Annotated in this window: 11 protein-coding genes; all 11 read left to right on the forward strand. The window is 72.7% G+C overall.

Going from position 1 to position 19766, the window contains the following annotated elements; all coding sequences use genetic code 11:
- The first annotated feature begins 8 nt into the window (after positions 1-8).
- Positions 9-5516 (forward strand): amino acid adenylation domain-containing protein, encoded by a 5508-nt coding sequence (locus VFE05_16300; GenBank protein ID HET6231636.1) that lies wholly within the window; start codon positions 9-11, stop codon positions 5514-5516.
- Between the two features lie 50 nt (positions 5517-5566).
- A complete protein-coding gene (locus tag VFE05_16305) occupies positions 5567-6625 on the forward strand; it encodes a TauD/TfdA family dioxygenase (GenBank protein ID HET6231637.1) in 1059 nt (352 codons plus the stop codon).
- A gap of 59 nt (positions 6626-6684) precedes the next feature.
- On the forward strand, positions 6685-10713 hold the full coding sequence (locus VFE05_16310; GenBank protein ID HET6231638.1) for an amino acid adenylation domain-containing protein: 4029 nt from the start codon (positions 6685-6687) through the stop codon (positions 10711-10713).
- Positions 10714-10766: 53 nt separating this feature from the next.
- Entirely contained in the window at positions 10767-10991 is a 225-nt protein-coding gene (locus VFE05_16315; protein HET6231639.1) for an MbtH family NRPS accessory protein, read from the forward strand.
- 470 nt (positions 10992-11461) lie between these two features.
- On the forward strand, positions 11462-13171 hold the full coding sequence (locus VFE05_16320; GenBank protein ID HET6231640.1) for a cyclic peptide export ABC transporter: 1710 nt from the start codon (positions 11462-11464) through the stop codon (positions 13169-13171).
- A 149-nt stretch (positions 13172-13320) separates the two neighbouring features.
- A complete protein-coding gene (gene ectB, locus VFE05_16325; protein HET6231641.1) occupies positions 13321-14703 on the forward strand; it encodes a diaminobutyrate--2-oxoglutarate transaminase in 1383 nt (460 codons plus the stop codon).
- Positions 14700-15512, forward strand: a complete 813-nt coding sequence (locus tag VFE05_16330; GenBank protein HET6231642.1) for a hypothetical protein — start codon at positions 14700-14702, stop codon at positions 15510-15512. The genes ectB and VFE05_16330 overlap by 4 nt, the downstream gene beginning before the upstream one ends.
- Positions 15513-15765: 253 nt before the next feature.
- Entirely contained in the window at positions 15766-16662 is an 897-nt protein-coding gene (locus tag VFE05_16335) for an aldo/keto reductase (GenBank protein ID HET6231643.1), read from the forward strand.
- A gap of 315 nt (positions 16663-16977) precedes the next feature.
- Complete coding sequence (locus VFE05_16340) at positions 16978-17928, forward strand: hypothetical protein (protein ID HET6231644.1); 951 nt, start codon at positions 16978-16980, stop codon at positions 17926-17928.
- Entirely contained in the window at positions 17925-19058 is a 1134-nt protein-coding gene (sbnA, locus tag VFE05_16345) for a 2,3-diaminopropionate biosynthesis protein SbnA (protein HET6231645.1), read from the forward strand. Before VFE05_16340 ends, sbnA begins: the two co-directional genes overlap by 4 nt.
- Positions 19049-19766: hypothetical protein (locus VFE05_16350; GenBank protein ID HET6231646.1), on the forward strand; the 718-nt coding region annotated here is incomplete at its 3' end. The genes sbnA and VFE05_16350, both read left to right, overlap by 10 nt.

The raw sequence follows: 19766 nt of genomic DNA on the forward strand, positions 1-19766 counted from the left end.
GCGCGACCGTGCCCATCGGCCGCCCGGTCGCGAACACGGCCGTCCACGTCGTCGGCGCGGACGGCCAGCCGGTGCCCGCGGGCTTCCCGGGCGAGCTGTGCATCGCCGGCGTGCAGGTGGGCCGCGGCTACCTCGCGCGCCCCGCCATGACGGCCGAGCGCTTCGTGCCCGATCCGTTCTCCGCCACGCCCGGCGCGCGGATGTACCGCACGGGCGACCTGGCCCGCCGCCGCGACGATGGCGTGGTGGAGTTCCTGGGCCGCCTGGACCACCAGGTGAAGGTGCGCGGCTTCCGCATCGAGCTGGGCGAGATCGAGGCCGCCGTCGCGTCGCATCCCCAGGTCCGCGAGGCCGCGGTGCTGGCGCGGACGGACGGGCCCGGCGGCGTGCGCCTCGTGGCCTACGTCGTCAAGCAGGGAGACGAGCAGCCGGCTGCGGCGGACCTGCGCGCGCACCTGTCGTCGCGGCTGCCGGAGCACATGGTGCCCGCGGCGTTCGTGCCCATGGACGCGCTGCCGCTCACCCCCAGCGGCAAGCTGGACCGCCGCGCCCTGCCGGAGCCGGGGCCGGAGCGCGCCGGGGTGGAAGAGGCGTACACGGCGCCGCACAACGTGGTGGAAGACACGCTCGCCACCATCTGGGGCAGCGTGCTGGGCATCGAGCAGGTGGGCGTGCACGACAACTTCTTCGCGCTGGGCGGCGACTCCATCCTCTCGCTGCGTATCGCCGCGATGGCGCGGGAGCGGGGGCTGCACGTCTCCATCCGCCAGGTCTTCCGCAACCCCACCGTCGCCGGCCTCGCATCGGCCCTCGAAGCGGACCGCCTGGGCCAGGACGTGGAGATCCACACGCAGCCGTTCTCGCTGATCGGCGACGAGGACCGGGCGCGGATGCCGGAGGGCGCGGTGGACGCGTATCCGCTGTCGCGCACGCAGCTGGGCATGCTGTACCACCAGGAGAAGAACGCCGACGCACCGCTCTACCACGGCCTCACCAGCTTCCTCCTCCGCCTCCCGTTCGACGGCGAGGCCATGGAGCGGGCGGTGATGCACACCGTGGATCGCCATCCCAACCTGCGCACGGGTTTCGACCTCTCGTCGTTCTCCGAGCCCATGCAGGTCGTCTACGCCGCCTCGTCCTCGCCGCTGGAGGTGACGGACCTGCGGGACATCTCCGGAGATGAGCAGCAGGCGCACCTGAAGGCGTACTGGCTGGCCGAGCAGGACCGCGCCTTCGACCTCCCCGTGCCGCCGCAGATGCGCTTCCACGTGCACCGGCTGACCGACGAGACGGTGCAGTTCACGCTGGTCGAGAACCACGCCGTCTCCGACGGCTGGAGCCTGCACACCGTGCTGGCCGACGCGCTGGCGGCGTACTTCGCCCTGCTCGCGGGTGGCGGGCTGCCGGAGCTTCCGGCGCTGCGAACCGCCTTCCGCGACTTCATCGCCCTGGAGCGCCGCACCCTCGCCTCGGCCGAGGCGAAGGAGTTCTGGAACCAGCAGGTGGACGGCTTCGAGCCGTCGCCCCTCGTGGCCCCCGGGACCGAGCCGGTGCGCGAAGGCGGCCGCATCGCGAAGGTCGACCGGCTGCTCCGCCGCTCGCTGGTGGCGCAGCTCCGCAAGGTCGCGCGGCGCCAGGCGGTGCCGCTCAAGAGCGTGCTGCTGGCGGCGCACCTGCGCGTGCTCGCCCACTTCACCGGGCGCGAGGACATCGCCACCGGCCTCTCCACCAACGGGCGGCCGGAGACCGGTGACGGCGACAAGGTGGCCGGCCTCTTCCTCAACACCGTGCCGCTGCGTGCCGAGCTGTCCGGCGGCACCTGGAACGACCTCATCCGCCGCGTGCACGAGAGCGAGCTGGCGGTCATGCCGCACCGGCGCTACCCGCTCAGCGCCATCCAGGCCGGGGCGGGCGGGCGCACGCTGTTCGACGCCTCGTTCGTGTACCTGAACTTCCACGTGGTCGCCGACCACGTTCGCAGCAGCCCCATGGAGGTGCTGGCGACCAGCGCGGTGGTGGAGGAGACCAACTTCGCCATCATGACCTCGTTCCAGCACGTGCCGGGCGACGACACCCGCATCGGCATCACCGTGGAGGGAGACCGCTGGCTGCTGGGCGACGAGCGCATCCGCGCCATCGCCGCCGCGTACCGCCGCGTGCTGCGCGCCATCGCCGCGGACCCCGAGGGGCGGTACGAGTCGTTCTCGCCCCTCTCCGTCGCCGAGCGCTCCGCCTTCCTCGCGAGTGCTTCGGGAGATGCGGTGCCGCCGCTCGCGCAGCCCGTCCACCGCGCATTCGAGGATTGGACGCAGCGCACGCCGGACGCCCCGTGCGTCGAATCCGCCGCGTCGTCGCTGAGCTACGGCGAGGTGGATGCGGCGGCGAACCGGCTGGCCCGCAGGCTCCGGGAGATGGGGATCGGCGCGGAGAGCCGCGTCGCGATCTGCATGGACCGCGTGCCGGAGATCGTCCCCGCCGTGCTCGCCGCGTGGAAGGCCGGCGCCGCGTACGTCCCGCTCGATCCCACGTATCCGGCGGACCGTCTCGCCTTCGTCCTCCGCGACTCCGGCGCCTCCGCCGTGGTCACGCTGGACCGCTGGCGCGACCGCGTCGCATCCGCCGGCATCCCCGTCGTGTCGCTGGACGGGGACGCGGACGCGCTCGCATCTCTCGACGGCACTCCGCTTTCGGTGGATGAGGGACGGAGGGCGGATTTCGATCCGTCCGCGCTCGCCTACGTCGTCTACACCTCCGGCACCACGGGGCGTCCGAAGGGCGTCGCGGTGGAGCACGGGCAGGTGATGCACTACGCGGCCGCGGCCATCGACCTCGTCCGTCCGGAAGCGGGGATGCGGCACGGGCTGGCGTCCACCTTCGCGGCGGACCTGGGCAACACGGTGCTCTTCCCGGCGCTCGCCACCGGCGGCACCCTCCGCGTCCTCTCCGACGCCGAGGCGACCGACCCGTCCGCGCTCGGGGCCGGGCTGGCGGGCAAGCCGCTCGACGTGCTGAAGATCGTGCCCTCGCACCTCCGCGCGCTGCTCTCGCACGAGCGGCCGGCAGAGCTGCTGCCGCGGCATGCGCTGGTCCTGGGCGGCGACCGGGCGGACTGGGCGCTGGCGGATTCCGTCCGGGCGCACGTTCCCGGCTGCCGCGTGCTCAACCACTACGGGCCGACCGAGACCACCGTCGGCGTCGTGGCGGGCGAGCTGGAGCCAGCATCCCGCGCCCGTCCCGCCGCGCCGCCGCTCGGGAAGCCGCTCGGCCACGCACGCATCTACCTGCTGGACGCGCACGGGCAGCCGGTGCCCGCGGGCACGCCGGGCGAGGTGTACGTCGGCGGGCCGGTCGTCGCCCGCGGCTATCCCGGCCGCGCGTCGCTCACCGCCCAGCGCTTCCTGCCCGACGCGTTCTCCTCGGTCCCAGGCGCGCGGATGTACCGCACCGGGGACGTGGCGCGGCGGCTGGAGGATGGGCGGCTGGAGTTCGCCGGTCGCGCCGACGCGCAGGTGAAGGTGCGCGGCTACCGCGTGGAGCCAGGCGAGGTGGAGACGCTGCTGCGCGCCCACCCGGCCGTCGCCCAGGCCGCCGTCACCGCCCGCGGCGAGGGCGGAGACGTGCAGCTCGCCGCCTACGTCGTCGCGGCCGAAGGCCAGCCGGCGCCCGAGGCGGAGCTGCGGAAGTGGGTGGAAGACCATCTCCCGGCGTACATGGTCCCCAGCCGCTTCGTCGCCCTTGCCGCGCTGCCGCTCACCGCGAACGGCAAGCTCGACCGCCGCGCCCTCCCCGCGCCCGACGCCGTGGCGGCCGAAGCGGAGGCGACCGTCACGCCGCGGTCGGAGATCGAGGAGAAGCTGGCGGAGATCTGGAGCGCGGTGCTCAAGGTCCCAGCGGTCGGCGTGTACGACGACTTCTTCGCGCTCGGCGGCGACTCCATCCGCGCCATCCTCACCGCCGCGCGCGTCCGCAAGGCGTTCGGCGTCTCCATCTCGGTCGAGAGCCTTCTCGGCGCGGGCACCGTGGCGGGCCTCGCGGGCGTCGTCGAGATGTCGCTCTCCTCCTCCGCCTCCGCACCGGCCGAGCCCATCGTCGCCATCGACCGCGCCGGGGAGATGCCGCTCAGCTTCGGGCAGCAGCGCATCTGGTTCGCGCACCTGCTGGACCCGGACTCGCCCGCGCACACCATCCCGCACGTCTTCCGCATGCGCGGGCGGCTGGACGCGGACGCGTGGCGCGCCGCCGTGAACGAGGTCGTACGCCGCCACGAAGTCCTCCGCACCGCCTTCCCCACGGTGGACGGCGAGCCGCGGCAGTCCATCTCCGCCCATCTCGCCATAGACGTACCGCTCATCGACCTCGGCCACGTGCCGGAGGCCGAGCGCGACGCGTGCCTGGCGGACGCGGCGAGGGAGATCGCGTGGGCGCCGTTCGACCTCGACACTGGCCCGCTCGTCCGCGCCGCGCTGATCCGCGCGGCGGACGACGACCACGTGGCGGTGCTCGCGCTGCACCACGTGGTCTACGACGGCTGGTCCGCCGGCGTGCTGCTGCGGGAGATGGCCACGCTGTACGCCGCCTTCGCGGACGGCCAGCCGTCGCCGCTGCCCGAGCTTCCGGTCCAGTACGCCGACTTCGCCGCCTGGCAGCGCCGCCACCTGGACGACGCCGCGCTGGCGGAAGAGACCGCGTGGTGGGTGCGGCGCCTGGAAGGCATCCGCCCGCTGGAGGTCCCGACCGACCATCCGCGTCCCGACGTACAGACGTATCGTGGCGCGTCGGAGGGCGTGGTGCTCTCCACCGAGCTGACGGCGGCGCTGGGCGCGCTGGGCCGCCGCGAGGGCGTCACGCAGTTCATGGCGCTGCTCGCCGCCTGGTCCGGGCTGCTCGGCCACCTGTCGAACCAGGACGACGTCGTCGTCGGCGCCCCGGTCGCCATCCACCGCGACCGCGCGGAGCTGGGCGACGTGATCGGCCTCTTCCTCAACTCGCTGCCGCTACGGGTGGACCTCGGCCAGGAGGCCACGTTCCGCGAGCTGCTGCGGCGGGTGCGGAAGGCGTCGCTGGAGGCGTTCGCGCACCAGGACGTGCCGTTCGAGAAGGTGGTGGAGGCGTTGCCGGGCAAGCGCGACACCAGCCGCAACCCCGTCTTCCAGGCGTGGTTCAACTACTCCGTGCCCGGCCAACCGCTGGAGATCGCCGGGCTGGAGCTGGAGGGCGTGGACGTGGGCGACCCCGCCGTGAAGTTCGACCTCCGCCTCTCGGCAGAGGAGGGGGACGGGCGGCTGGTGCTTAACCTGGGCTACAACGCCGATCTGTTCGAGCGCGACACCGCGCTGGGCATCCTCCGCCGCCTGGCGGGCATGCTGGAGCGCGCCGTGGAGCGGCCCGAGGCGGGGCTGGCGGAGCTGTGCGGAGGCGGGGCGGCAGCGCCCGCCGCCGGGGGGAAGGAGGCGCCGGAGAGCTTCCGGCTCCACCTGCAGGGAATCAAGCGCAGGGCGTTCGCCATCGAGTCCTGAGCCGGGAAGTCAGTCCTTTTCTTTTCGACATCGAACCAGAGAGAGCACGAATGCAGAACGCGAACGAGGGCGGGGCCGCCACGGTCCGCAAGCTGGGCAGGGTAGAGCGCAAGCCGGTCACGCTGGGCGGCGAGGCGGGCATCCGCACCGGCCTGCTCACGCCGGGCGAGACGCTGCCGCTGGTGGTGCGCCCCGAGGTGGAGGGCACCGAGCTGGTGGCGTGGGCCGCCGGCGCGCTGAAGTGGATCGACGAGAAGCTGGCGGAGCACGGCTCCATCCTCTTCCGCGGCTTCAAGGTCGACAGCCTGGACGCGTTCCGGAACTTCGTCACCACCACCGGCGGCAACCCGGAGAAGTACACCTACCGCTCCACCCCGCGGACCGAGGTGGGCAACGGGATCTACACCTCCACCGAGTACCCGGCGGACAAGTTCATCCCCATGCACAACGAGCACAGCTACAGCCGTAGCTGGCCGCTCAAGCTGTTCTTCTACTGCGAGCTTCCCAGCGCCGAGGGGGGCATGACGCCCATCGCCGACAGCGCGAAGGTCTACGACGCCATCCCGGCCGCGATCCGCGAGAAGTTCGCGGCCCAGAAGGTCATGTACGTCCGCAACTACGGCGAGGGCGTGGACCTGACGTGGCAGGAGGTGTTCAACACCGACGACCGCGCCGTGGTGGAGGAGTTCTGCCGCCACGACGGCATCGAGACCGAGTGGAAGGGCGGCGACCGCCTGCGCACCCGCCAGGTCTGCCAGGCCGTGATGAAGCACCCGGTCACCGGGAAGACGCTGTGGTTCAACCAGGCGCACCTGTTCCACGTCTCGTCGCTGGACGCCGAGGTGAGCGAGGCGCTGGTGGAGACCTTCGGGGAGGACGGCGTGCCGCGCAACACCTTCTACGGCGACGGCACCCCCATCGAGCCCGAGGCGCTGGCCGCCATCCGCGGCGCGTACGACCGGGTGGAGGTCGCCTTCCCCTGGGAGAAGGAGGACGTGCTGATGATCGACAACATGGCCGTGGCGCACGCCCGCACCCCGTTCAAGGGCGAGCGGAAGATCCGCGTGGGCATGACGCAGCCGGTGGACGGCGCCACGCTGGAAAGCTGAGCTTTTCCTTTTCTTCAACGGGCCCCCCGGCATTCCGGGGGGCCGCAGGAGCGACTTCAGTGCAAGCAGAGGCGATCGAGGGATTCCGGCTGGCCCCGCAGCAGCGGCGGCTCCTGGCGCTGGCCGGGGCCCGCGGCGGGCTGGGCCAGGCCGCGGGCGCGGCGGTGCGGCTGCGCGGCCGGCTGGACGCGGCGGCGCTGCGTTCCGCCCTCGCGGCGGTCGTGGACGGCGCCGAGGTGCTGCGTACCCGGCTCATGCGCGAGCCCCGCTCGGGCGCGCAGCTCCAGGTGATCGGCACCGGCGCGCCCGAGTGGGCGGCGGACGAGGACTGGAGCGGATTTGCTTCCGCCGAGGTGGATGCCCGGCTGGCGGCGTGGGGCGGGGAAGTGCTCGCCCTCGCGGCCGACCCGTCGCAGCCTCCGCTCGTCTCCGCGTCCCTCGTCCGTCTCGCGGATCATGACCACGTGCTGCGCCTCGTCGTCCCCGCTGCGCTGGCGGATTCGGAGACGATGGGCCTGCTCGCGTCGCGAATCGCGTCCGCCTACGCCGCGGCCGTCGGTGGTGATGACGCGGCGGAGGAAGGCATCCAGTTCGTGGACGTGTCCGAGTGGCAGAACGAGTTCCTGGACTCGGACGATGCCGCGGAGGGGCGCCGGTACTGGAAGCAGCGCATCGCCGCCGCCCGCGCCGCCGTTCGCCTGCCGCACGAGCGCCAGAATTCGGGAGATACGGGGCCGTCCGCGCCGCGCCTCGTCCGCCTCTCCGCGTCCGCCGATCTCGTCGCGCAGCTGGAAGCATCCGCCGCGAGCCTCGGCATCACGGCCGATGCGCTGGCGATGGCGGGCTGGGTCGCGCTTCTCCACCGCCTCAACGGCCAGGCCGACGTACGGTTCGCCGCCGCCTTCCCCGGCCGCTCGTTCGACGAGGTGAAGGACGCGCTGGGCCCCTTCGCCCGCCATCTCCCGCTGGAGTGCGCGGTCCCGGACGGCATCCCCGCCGCAACCCTCGCCCGCGCCCTCGCCGCCGCCTGCGGAGACGCGAACGCGCAGGTGGATGCCTTCTCGGCCGACGGCGTCCCGGCGGGCGAGCCGGTGTCGGCCTTCGGCTTCGCGTGGAACGCGCTGCCGGAGACGATCCGCGCGGGCGGCATCGAGTGGTCGGTCACGGACCTCGTCGCATCCCCCGAGCCCTTCCGTGCCGCGCTGCTGATCACGTCCGGCGCGTCGCCCGCCGTGCATCTCCAGTACGATCCCGGCGCGCTGTCGGAAGATGCGGCTAATCGCCTCGCCGAGCAGGCCGCGACGGTGCTGGAAGCCGTCGCCGTGGACCCGAGCGTAGCGGCTGATGCGCTGCCGGTGATGGGCGAGCGGGAGCGTGCGGAGGTGCTGGGCGTTCTCGCTACGTCTGGCGAGCTGGACGGCGAAGACGAGCGGGTGGATGTCCGCATCGCCGCGCAGGCGCTGAAGACGCCGGAGCGGACGGCGCTGCGCAGCGGCATCAAGACGCTGTCGTACGCGGAGCTCTCGGCGCGTGTGGAGCGGCTGGCCGGGCATCTCCACGGCCTCGGCGTCCGCCCGGAGACGCGCGTCGCCATCCTCCTGGACCGCACGGCCGATGCGGTCGTGGCGATGCTCGCGACCCTCCGCGCGGGCGGCGCCTACGTCCCACTCGACGCCGCCTATCCCACCGAGCGCGTGGCGTTCATGCTCCGCGACTCCGGTGCCGCCGTGCTCATGACGGACGCGGCCCGCGCGCATCTCGCGGACGGCTCGGACTGCCGCGTCGTCCGCATCGACGCTGACGCGAAGCAGGTCGCGGCGTCGGCCGATGCGCCCGCATCCGCCGTGCATCCCGCGAACGCGGCGTACGTCATCTACACCTCCGGCACCACGGGGCGGCCGAAGGGGACGGTGATCGAGCACCGCGCGCTGGCCCGCTACGTCCGCGCCGCCACGGCCGCGCTGGACCTGCGCGAACGCGTGGGCTATGCCGTCGTCTCCACCCTCGCGGCGGACCTGGGCGCGACGATGCTGTATCCCGCGCTGTGTCTGGGTGGCACGCTGCACCTCGTCTCCGAGCAGGTCGCGACCGACCCGGCCGCGTGGGCGGAGTATGCGGAGAAGCACGGCGTGCACTGCCTCAAGGTCGTCCCGTCGCACCTGCGCCTGCTCCTCGATGCACCGGACGCCGCCGCCGCGCTGCCTCGCCTCCGCCTCGTCCTGGGCGGCGAAGCCTGCGACGCGGCGCTGATCGATCGCGTCCGGGCCGCGCGTCCCGGCCTCCGCATCTTCAACCACTACGGGCCGACCGAGACCACCGTCGGCGTGGTCGCGGGCGAGCTGCGGGCGGAAGATGCGGGCGCGCCGCCGCTCGGCCGTCCGCTGCCCGGCGCGCGCATCTACCTGCTGGACGCGCGCGGCCTCCCCGTGCCGGCGGGCGTTACGGGCGAGGTGCACGTGGGCGGCGGCTCGCTGGCCCGCGGCTACCTGGACCGGCCCGCGCTCACGGCCGAGAAGTTCGTCCCCGACGCCTTCTCCGCCCAGCCCGGTGCACGCCTGTACCGCACGGGCGACCTGGCCCGCTGGCGGGCGGACGGGCGGCTGGAGTTCCTGGGCCGCGCGGACGGGCAGGTCAAGGTCAACGGCCACCGCGTGGAGCCGGGCGAGGTGGAAGCCGCGCTCGCCGCGCACCCGTCCGTCTCCGCAGCGCGCGTGGTGCCGAACGTGGAGGACGGATCGACGCGGCTGATCGCGTACGTCGTCCCCGCCAGCGGCCAGCGGGCGGACGCGGCCGAGCTGCGCCGCCACCTGCGCGAGCGGCTTCCGGAGCCGTTCGTCCCTGCCGCGTTCGTGAGCATCCCGCGCATGCCGCTCACGCCCAACGGCAAGCTGGACGTCCGCGCCCTCCCGTCGCCGTCGTCTGCGTCGGAAGACGCCGCGCCGCGCGACCGCTCGCCCCTGCGCATCCCGGCCGAGCACGCGCTGGCCGAGGTGTGGCGCGAGATCCTGAACGTGCCCGACGTGGGCGCGATGGACGACTTCTTCGAGCTGGGCGGCAACTCGTTCCTGGCCGTGCGCCTCATGTCGCGCATCCAGAAGCAGTTCGGCAAGCGCCTGCCGCTCGCCGCGCTCATCGGCGCGGGGACGGTGCGCGGCATCGCGGCGATGATCGACCACGCCAACGTGCCCGCCACGCCCCCCGCGCACCTCGTGGCCCTGCGCGAGGGAGGGGACGCGGCGCCGCTCTTCTGCGTGCACCCGGGCGAGGGCACGGTGCTCTGCTACCGCGGGATGGTTCGGGAGATGGCGCCCGGGCGGCCCGTGTACGGCCTCCAGGCACTGGACTTCGAGATGGGTCGCGCGCCCCTGGTACGCATCGAGGAGATGGCGGCGCGCTACGTCACCGCGTTGCGCGCCCGCCAGCCGGAAGGCCCGTACCTCCTCGCCGGCTGGTCGTACGGCGGCCTGGTCGCGTTCGAGATGGCGCGCCAGCCCGCGGGCGCGGGGCAGGAGGTCGCGCGCCTCTTCCTCTTCGACTGCCGCCTGCCGGTCACCACGCCCGCGCTGTCGCGGCTGGACCCGGTGCTCTTCCGCGCCAGCATGCTCTTCCACGGCTCGGTGCTGGTGGATGCGGACGGGAACCCCACCGTCACCGCCGCCGAGCTGGCGCCGCTCGACGCACTCGCGCAGGTCGCGCTCATCGCCGCCCGCGCCGGCACCACGCCCCAGGCGCTGATGCCGGCGCACATCCCCGCGGACCAGATCGACCGCTACCTAGACCTGCGAATGGCGCGCAGCCAGGGCGTCCGCGAGTACGTCATGCGCCCGGCCACCGTCCCAATCACCCTGTTCCGGGCGGACGAGGTGGACCTGGACACGCCGTTCGCCGAGATGCGCGCCGCGTACGAGCAGGCCGCCGCCACGCGCGACTACGGCTGGGGCGAGCTGAGCCCCGAGCCGGTGGAGGTCATCGACGTCCGCGGCACGCACCACACCATCTTCGCGGCGGAGAACCTTCCCGGCCTCGCCGCTGAACTAGACCGCGCCCTCGCCGACGCGGACGCGCTGGAGACGGCGCCCGCGCGCTGAACGATTCCGAAGCACGAAGCCCGACCCACATCTACCGAAACGAGCTAACGAAGATGAGCAGCGACACCGAAGACACGCGCCCGTACGTGGTCGTGACGAACCACGAAGAGCAGTACAGCATCTGGCTCGCTGACCGCGACATCCCCCAGGGCTGGACGGCGGAGGGCAAGCGGGGCACGAAGGCCGAGTGCCTGGCCCACATCGAGGAGGTCTGGACCGACATGCGCCCCCTCTCCCTGCGCAAGCGCATGGAAGCCGACGCCCTCGCGACCGTCTGAGCACCGCGAAACCGGTCCGACGCGTAGGGGTGCGATTCATCGCATCCGCACCCTTCCCGCCGCGACCGGGCAGACGCAACACGACGCAGTCCGATCCGCCGCCGCCCGTGGATCGAAACGATGTAAACACCTAGTAAGGGCGCACCTGCGTGTGCGCCCGCCCATCCGCCGCGACGGTGCGCGGAATCGGGCGACCGTGCCGCCGCGGCACGGGCCGACACGCAGGTCGTCCCCTACCCGTTCGCGGCCATAAGGCGATTCCGAAGCGTATCCGCCTACCCCGCGCACTTCTGGTCTCCCCTCCCCCAGGGAGGGGCCGGGGGAGGGGGCCACCTTCCCCCGCGATGGTGTTGGAATGCGGTGCCGGCGGAGGTCGGGCGGAACGGCATCTACCGAAAACGAGGACCGCACGCCCGCCGCTCCGGCGCGCCTGCCTGGAGCAAGAAACCCCTGACGGAGTTCATTCGGTCATGCTGCAAATGATCAAGCTGGCTTCCTACCTGTTGGGAATGTCGCGCAGTGTGAAGATGTCGCGCCTCTCGCTGGTGGGGGTGATGGTCACCGGCCTGGCGAGCGGCCTGGCGATGGCCGCCCTGGTGGCCGTCATCAACGCGCTCATCACCGGCGAGGGCCCCGCGTCCACGGTGATGATGTGGGCATTCCTCGCCCTCGTGGTCGCCCGCCCGGCGCTGCGGCTCGTCTCGCAGATCCTGCTGCTGCGGCTCACCGAGCACAGCTTCTACGCGCTGCGGGTGGACCTCTGCCGCCGCATCCTCGCCACGCCCATGCGGCACCTGGAGGAGCTGGGCCGCGCGCGCCTCATGGCCGGCCTCTCCACCGACGTGGGCCAGGTCGCCTCGGCCATGGTGCTCATCCCCACGCTGGTGATGAACGCCGCCGTGGTCATCGGGTTCGTGGCCTACCTGGGCTGGCTGTCGCTGCCTCTCCTGCCCCTGCTCTTCGCGCTGACCATCATCGGCTGGGTCACCTTCAAGTGGGCCATGCAGAAGGCGGTGGACAAGATCGTGGTCGGCCGCGAGCTGTACGACAAGCTCTTCCAGGGCTTCCGCGCCGTCACGGAAGGCACGAAGGAGCTGAAGATGCACAGCCGCCGGCGCGAGGTCTTCCTGGCCGACCTGGACAAGGTCTCGCGCGACCACCGCCGCGAGATCCGCCACAGCGACGTGGCGCTGGCCTGGCTGGGCACGTGGAGCGAGATCCTCTTCTTCGTCGCCATCGGCTTCATCCTGTTCGCCGCGCCGTACTTCATCACCGTCAGCCACTCGGTGCTCTCGGCCTACGTGCTGACCGTGCTCATGCTGCGGACGCCCATGGAGGCGCTGAACAACGGCCTGCCCACGCTGGCGCAGTCCGCCATCGCCATCAAGAAGATCGGCGACCTCACGCAGGACCTCGGCTCCCGCGGCGCCGACGTGGCCCCGGCGGAGGTCGTCCGCCCCGGCGCGGCTTGGCGCGAGCTGGAGATGATCGGCGTGACGCACACGTACCGCCGCGAGGCCGATGACGAGCACTTCGTGATGGGCCCCATCGACCTGGCGTTCCAGCCCGGCGAGCTGGTGTTCATCGTGGGCGGCAACGGCAGCGGCAAGACCACGCTCGCCAAGATCCTGCTCGGCATCTACGGTCCCGAGGGTGGCGAGATCCGCCTGGACGGCGAGGTCATCGACGAAGCCGGCCGCGACCGCTACCGCCAGCACTTCAGCGCCGTCTTCTCGGACTTCTTCCTCTTCGAGAGCCTGATGGGGATGGACTCGCCCGACCTGGACCGCGCGGCCGGCGAGTACCTGGAGAAGCTGCACCTGCAGCACAAGGTCAAGGTGGCGAACGGCGAGCTGAGCACCACCGACCTGTCGCAGGGCCAGCGCAAGCGCCTCGCCCTGCTGGGCGCGTACCTGGAAGACCGGCCCATCTACCTCTTCGACGAGTGGGCGGCCGACCAGGACCCGCAGTTCAAGGAAGTCTTCTACCTGCACCTGCTGCCCGAGCTGAAGGCGCGCGGCAAGACCGTGCTCGTGATCAGCCACGACGACCAGTACTACGGCGTGGCCGACCGCCTGGTGCGCGTAGCGGACGGCGTCATCCAGTACGACGGCGACCCCGCGGGCTACACCGGCGGCCGCCTGCTGGCCGACGCAAGCGAGGTCGCACTCACCGCCTGAGCGCCAACGGCAGATCGGCGGGCCCGGTCCGGCAGATGGCCGGCGTCCCGCCCTGCATCCGCCCTCGCGCGACGGAATTGCCCACGACACGGCGCGTCCGGCTGGAGCCCTCCTCCTCTGCGCGCCACAACCGAACGAGAGAACCGCAGATGCCGAACACCCAATGGACCCCGCTGGAGGGGCTGCGCGGCCTGACCCGCGCGGCGCCGACGGACGAGGCGGCGCTGGAGCCGCGCCGCGGGCTGGAAACCTTCGACGAGATGGAGTCCGCCGTGCGCAGCTACGTGCGCGCCTTCCCCGTGGTCTTCGCCCGCAGCAGCGGCGCGCTGCTGACGGACGAGGACGGGCGCGAGTACGTGGACTTCTTCGCCGGCGCGGGGGCGCTGAACTACGGCCACAACCCCGCCTTCCTGAAGGAGAAGGTGGTCGAGTACCTGGCCGCCGACGGCGTGCTGCACGGGCTGGACATGGCCACGGTCGCCAAGCGCGACTTCCTGGAGCGCTTCGCCGCCGTGATCCTGCGGCCGCGGGGGATGGAGTACCGCGTCCAGTTCCCCGGGCCCACGGGCACCAACGCCGTGGAAGCCGCGCTCAAGCTCGCCCGCAAGGCCACGGGGCGCCGGACGGTGTGCTTCTTCGCCAACGGCTACCACGGCATGACGCTGGGCGCGCTGGCCGTGACCGGCAACGCGTCCAAGCGCCGCGGCGCCGGCGTGCCGCTGCACGACACCGTGCCGCTGCCCTTCGACGGCGACATGGGGCCGGGCGTGGACACGCTGGACTACTTCGACGCCATGCTGTCCAACACCGGCAGCGGCATCGAGAAGCCCGCCGCCGTGATCCTGGAGACGGTGCAGGCCGAAGGCGGCGTCAAGGTCGCATCGGCTTCCTGGCTGCGGCGGCTGGAGTCGCTTTGCCGCGAGCACGGCGTGCTGCTCATCGCCGACGACATCCAGGTGGGATGCGGGCGCACCGGCGCCTTCTTCAGCTTCGAGGAAGCCGGCATCCGCCCGGACCTGGTCTGCCTGTCGAAGTCCATCAGCGGCATCGGGCTGCCGATGGCGCTGGTGCTCATCCGCCCGGATCTGGACGTGTGGAGCCCGGGCGAGCACAACGGAACCTTCCGCGGCAACAACCTGGCGTTCGTGACCGCCACGGCGGCGCTCTCGCGCTGGGAAGACGACACGCTGGAGCGCTCCGTGGCCGAGAAGGGCGAGCGCGTCCGCGCCCGCCTCCAGGCGATGGCGGATGCGCATCCCGACGCCGGCGGCCGGGTGCGGGGCAGGGGGTTGATCCAGGGCATCGTGTTCGACGATCCGTCGCTCGCCGGGCAGGTTTCCGCCGGCGCGTTCCAGCGCGGCGTGATCGTGGAGACGGCGGGGCCGGCGGACGAGGTGCTGAAGATCCTGCCGCCGCTCACCATCTCCGAGGCGCTGCTGGACCTGGGCCTCGACCTCATCGAAGCGGCGCTGGCGGAGGCCCTCGCCGGCTCCCCGGCCGAGCCCGGCGCCGCGGCGGCGGCCCGCGCGTGAGCCACGCCTTCGACGGCGGCCACGGCGGCGCGCCCCGGCCGCTGGTGATCAAGTTCGGCGGCACGTCGCTGGGCACGCCGTCGCGCATGCGCCTGGCCGCGCGCCGGGTGGAGGCGCACGTGCGCGCCGGCCGCGCGGTGGTCGTCGTCGTCAGCGCCATGGGGCACCGCACGGACGGCATCCTCCGCTGGGCCCACGGCGTGTGCGGCGCGCCCCGGTCCGAGCAGTGGGGGCGCGAGATCGACCGCGCGCTGGCCACGGGAGAGGCGCTGTCGTCCGGCCTTCTCGCCGCCGCCCTCTGCGCCCGCGGCGTCCGCGCCGTCGGCTTGGGGGGAGGCGAGGCCGGGGTGTTCGTCGAAGGCCCGTACGGCGCCGGCCGCATCCGCGAGGTGCGGCCGCACCGGCTGCGTGCGCTCCTGGCGGAGGGCGTAGTGCCCATCGTCGCGGGCTTCCACGGCCAGCGGCACGACGGCGAGACGGTGGTGATGGAGCGCGGCGGCTCCGACATCAGCGCCGTCGCCGCCGCGGGCGCCCTGGGCCGCGCGCCCTGCCACATCGTCACCGACGTGGACGCGGTCTACGCCGCCGACCCGCGCTTGGACGCGGCGGCCCACCGCTTCGCCGAGCTCACGCACCGCGAGCTGCTGGAGCTGGCGGAGGCAGGCGCGCAGGTCGTCCATCCCGGCGCCGCCCGTCTCGCCCACGAGCTGAACGTCCCCCTCCGCGTCTACTCGTACCGCGCGCCGCTCGGAGGCATTGGCGGCACGCGGATCCGCACGCCGCGAGTGGGGGCGGAGCAGCCGGCGTAGGGATGCCCCCGGGACGCCCCCTCCCGCTCGCCTAGGCTCGCACCCTCCCCGCAAGCGGGAGAGGGTTTGGGGGTTCGGAGCGGGGCGGACGGATCGGCGCGACGGGAGGTTCTGGGGTTAGTCCGCGAAGGCGGACTTTGCGCAGTCGTTGCCGCGGTTTCAACCGCCAGTAAGCCGTGGCTCGATCGATTCAGGCCGGCGACGGCGCACCATCATCAACCGAAGCTTCATCTCGCACGGATACGGGAGACGCATGCAGCACGTGGAGCTGGGCCGCACCGGACGGAAGATCTCGCGTATCGGGCTGGGGGCGCTGCCGCTGTCGTTCGAGGGGCGGCCGGGGCGTGCCGCGGCCCGCCAGGTGGTGTGGCGGGCGCTGGACCTGGGGATCACGCTCTTCGACACGGCGGACTCGTACTGCCTGCACGCCGGGGAGATGGGCCACAACGAGCGGCTTCTGCGCGAAGCCCTCGACGCCCGCGCCGCATCCACCGAGGTGCTCGTGGCGACGAAGGGCGGCGTGGCGCGGCAGGGACGGCGGATGGAGTTGAACGGCCGGCCGTGGTATCTGCGCCGCGCCTGCGAAGCCAGCCTCAAGGCGCTGCGGGTGGATGCGATCGACCTCTACCAGTTCCACGCGCCGGACCCGGCGGTCCCCTTCGCCGAGAGCGTCGGCGAGCTGGCGCGGCTGCTGGAAGAGGGCAAGGTGCGCGCGGTCGGCGTCTCCAACGTGACGGTGGAGCAGGTGCGCGAGGCGCTGCCCATCGTCCGCCTCACGTCGGTCCAGAACCACTATAACCCGTGGGACCGCAGCGCCGAGACCACCGGCCTGCTGCCCCTCTGCGTGGCAGAGGGCGTCACGTTCCTCCCGCACAGCCCGGTGGGCGGCGCGCGCCGCGTGGGCCTCCTCCGCGCCAGCGCCGCGCTCGCACCCATCGCCCGCGAGCACGCCGCCACGCCGGTGGAGCTGGTTCTGGCCTGGCTCCTCGCCCGCAACCCGACGCTCGCCGCCATCCCCGGCGCGTCCCGCGTCGCGAGCGTGGAAAGCAGCGTCCGCGCCGCCGACCTCCGCCTCGACGGGCCGACCCTGTCCGCCCTCGAAGCCGCCTTCGCCGCCCTCCCCGCCGGAGGCTGGTCCGAAGCCGCCTGACGACACCCACAATCAGCAGCTGGACGGCCCCACATCCCCCGTCCGCATCAGTAGATACGAGTCAGTAACGCACGATCCTCACCCGCCACGACCCCCCTCCCCCAGGCAGTTTTGGGGGAGGGGCCGGGGGAGGGGGCAATCACGGCAGCGAATCATCTCCCGAACCGCATTCGGGACACGCAGTTCAGCTCGGCCGATCGACCGAAACGAGAACCACCCGCCCGCCGCGCCACCGCGGGCTTCACGCAACCCGGACGGAAGGGCGGACCGCCGCGCCCCACCCGCCCTTCACATCCCGACGGATTTTCGCACCCAATGGCAATTCGGCACCTGATCTCGGTGGGCGAGCTGGACCCGGAAGAGATGGCGTACCTGGTGGACCGCGGCGTCCAGATGCGCGGCCACCGCGCCGGCATCGACTCGCTCCGCGGCAAGGCCGTGGGCGTCTGGTTCCGCAAGACCAGCACGCGCACCCGCACCTCGTTCTCCATCGGCGCGGCCAAGCTGGGCGCCGTGACCATCGCCTACGGCCCGCAGGACCTGCAGACCAACACCGGCGAGACCATCGAGGACACCGCCCGCGTCCTCTCCGGCTTCCTGGACGCCCTGGTCGTCCGCACCGCCGAGGACCAGCGCGAGATGGAGGTGCTGGCCGGGCAGGACCGCATGGCCGTGGTCAACGCCATGGCTGACCTGGAGCATCCCAGCCAGGCGCTGGCCGACCTGACCACGCTGAAGGAGCACTTCGGGCGGCTGGACGGGCTGGACTTCGTCTACATGGGCGAGGGCAACAACAGCGCGTCGGCCCTGGCGCTCGCCTTCGCCAAGCTGCCCGGCTCGCGTCTCACGCTGCTCACCCCTCCCGGCTACGGCGTGGACCCGCGGGTGATGGAGCGCGCCCGTGCCACCGCCTCGTCCAGCGGCGCCACGGTGGAGGAGCACCACGACGTCTCGCATCTCCCGAAAGGCGTGGACGCCGTCTACACCACGCGCTGGCAGACCACCGGCAGCAGCAAGCCGGACCCGAAGTGGCGCGACGTCTTCGCCCCGTTCGCGGTGACGCCGCAGATCATGGCCGCCGCGTCGAAGCCCGCCGGCACCGTGTTCATGCACGACCTGCCCGCCGTGCGCGGCGAGGAAGTCTCCGCCGAGGTGCTCGACGGGCCGCAGAGCATCGCCTTCCGCCAAGCCGAGAACAAGCTGTACAGCGCCATGGCCGTCCTCGAGTGGTGCGTGGTGGGGCCGCAGACCGGAGGCTCCAGGTGACCCCCGCCACCGCCAAGGCCGCGACGCCGGCCACCGACCCATCGCCCACGGGAACCCGCATGAAACCGTACTTCGAGCTGCCCGGCGACCTGGAGCTGCTGCCCGCGCGCGGCGGCCGGCCCGGCGCGCGCGACCTGGACGAGGGCATCCTCGCCGCGGTCGGCCACACGCCGCTCGTCTCGCTCAGCAGCGCCTCGCAGGGCGGACGGCTGAAGGTCTATGCCAAGCTGGAGGGCCACAACCCGGGCGGCAGCGCCAAGGACCGGCCTGCGCTCAGCATCATCCGCCAGGGCATCGAGGCGGGCGCCATCCGGCCGGACACCGTCGTGGTGGAGTCCAGCTCCGGCAATATGGGCATCGGCCTGGCGCAGGCGTGCCGCTACCTTGGCCTGCGCTTCGTCTGCATCGTAGACGCGCGGACGACCGGCCAGCACATCCAGATCCTCCGCGCGTACGGCGCCGAGGTCAGCGTCGTCGAGCATCCCGATCCGGCGACGGGAGAGTTCCTGCCCGCACGCATCGCCCGCGTGCGGGAGCTGCTGGACTCGTTTCCCAGTAGCTTCTGGCCGGACCAGTTCGGCAACCTCTCCAACCCCGCGTCGCACCGCGAGGGGACGATGCGCGAGATCGCGGCGGAACTGGACGGCGAGGTGGACTACGTGTTCTGCGCCACCAGCACCTGCGGCACCCTGCGCGGCTGCGCGGAGCACATCCGGGGCGCGGAGATGGACACGCGCATCGTTGCGGTGGACGCGCTGGGGAGCGTGCTCTTCGGCGGGCCCAAGGCGGAGCGCATCATTCCCGGCCTGGGCGCGGGGCTGGTGCCCGGCATCCTCCAGCCGGGCCTGGCGTACCGGCACGTGCACGTGACCAACCTGGACTGCGTGGTCGGCTGCCGGCAGCTCGCGCGGCGCGAGGCGCTGCTGGCGGGCGGCTCGGCCGGCGGCGTGTACACCGCGTTCGAACGGCTGGCTGGCGAGCTGCCGGACGACTCGACGTGCGTGCTCGTGTTCTGCGACCGCGGCGAGCGCTACCTGGACACCATCTTCTCCGACGAGTGGGTCTTCCACCGCTTCGGCGACGTATCTCACCTCTGGCAAGACACGGAAGGGCCCGTACAGTGGACCTGAACAGCATCCTCCTCCTGCGCGGCAACGAAGTCCGCGACCTCCTGCAGGGCCGCGAGCGCGACGTGATCGACGCGGTTGCCGCCGCGTACGTGGCGCACGGCGTGGGCGACAGCGCGCTGCCGCACAGCACCTTCCTGCGCTTCCCGCACGACGAGCGCAGCCGCATCATCGCGCTGCCGGCCTTCGTGGGCGGCAAGCTGCACGTTGCGGGGATGAAGTGGATCGCCTCGTTCCCCGGCAACCTCGCCGCCGGCCAGGAGCGGGCGTCGGCCACCATCATCCTCAACTCGGCAGACACGGGCCGGCCGCGCGCAATCCTGGAAGCGTCGCTCATCAGCGCGCGCCGCACCGCCGCCAGCGCCGCGCTCGCCGCCAGCCGCATGCACGCGGGGCTGGACGCGACGCGCGTGGGCATCGTAGGCTGCGGCCCCATCTCGCTGGAGATGACGCGCTTCCTGAGCGTCGTCTTTCCGGAGATGCGCGAGCTGGTGCTCTTCGACCTGAGCCGCGAGCGCGCCGAGCACTTCGCGGACGTCCTCCGCCGCGAGGTCGGCGAGTTCGGCGTCACCATCGCCGCCTCCACGGCCGAGGTGCTGGCCTCCGCACCGCTGGTCGCCTTCGGCACCACCGCGGGCACGCCGCATGTCGGCGCGCTCCCGGCCCGCGGCCCGCGCCCGCAGACGATCCTCAACGTCTCGCTGCGCGACC

It is taken from the genome of Longimicrobiaceae bacterium (assembly GCA_035696245.1).
GTDB lineage: Bacteria > Gemmatimonadota > Gemmatimonadetes > Longimicrobiales > Longimicrobiaceae > DASRQW01.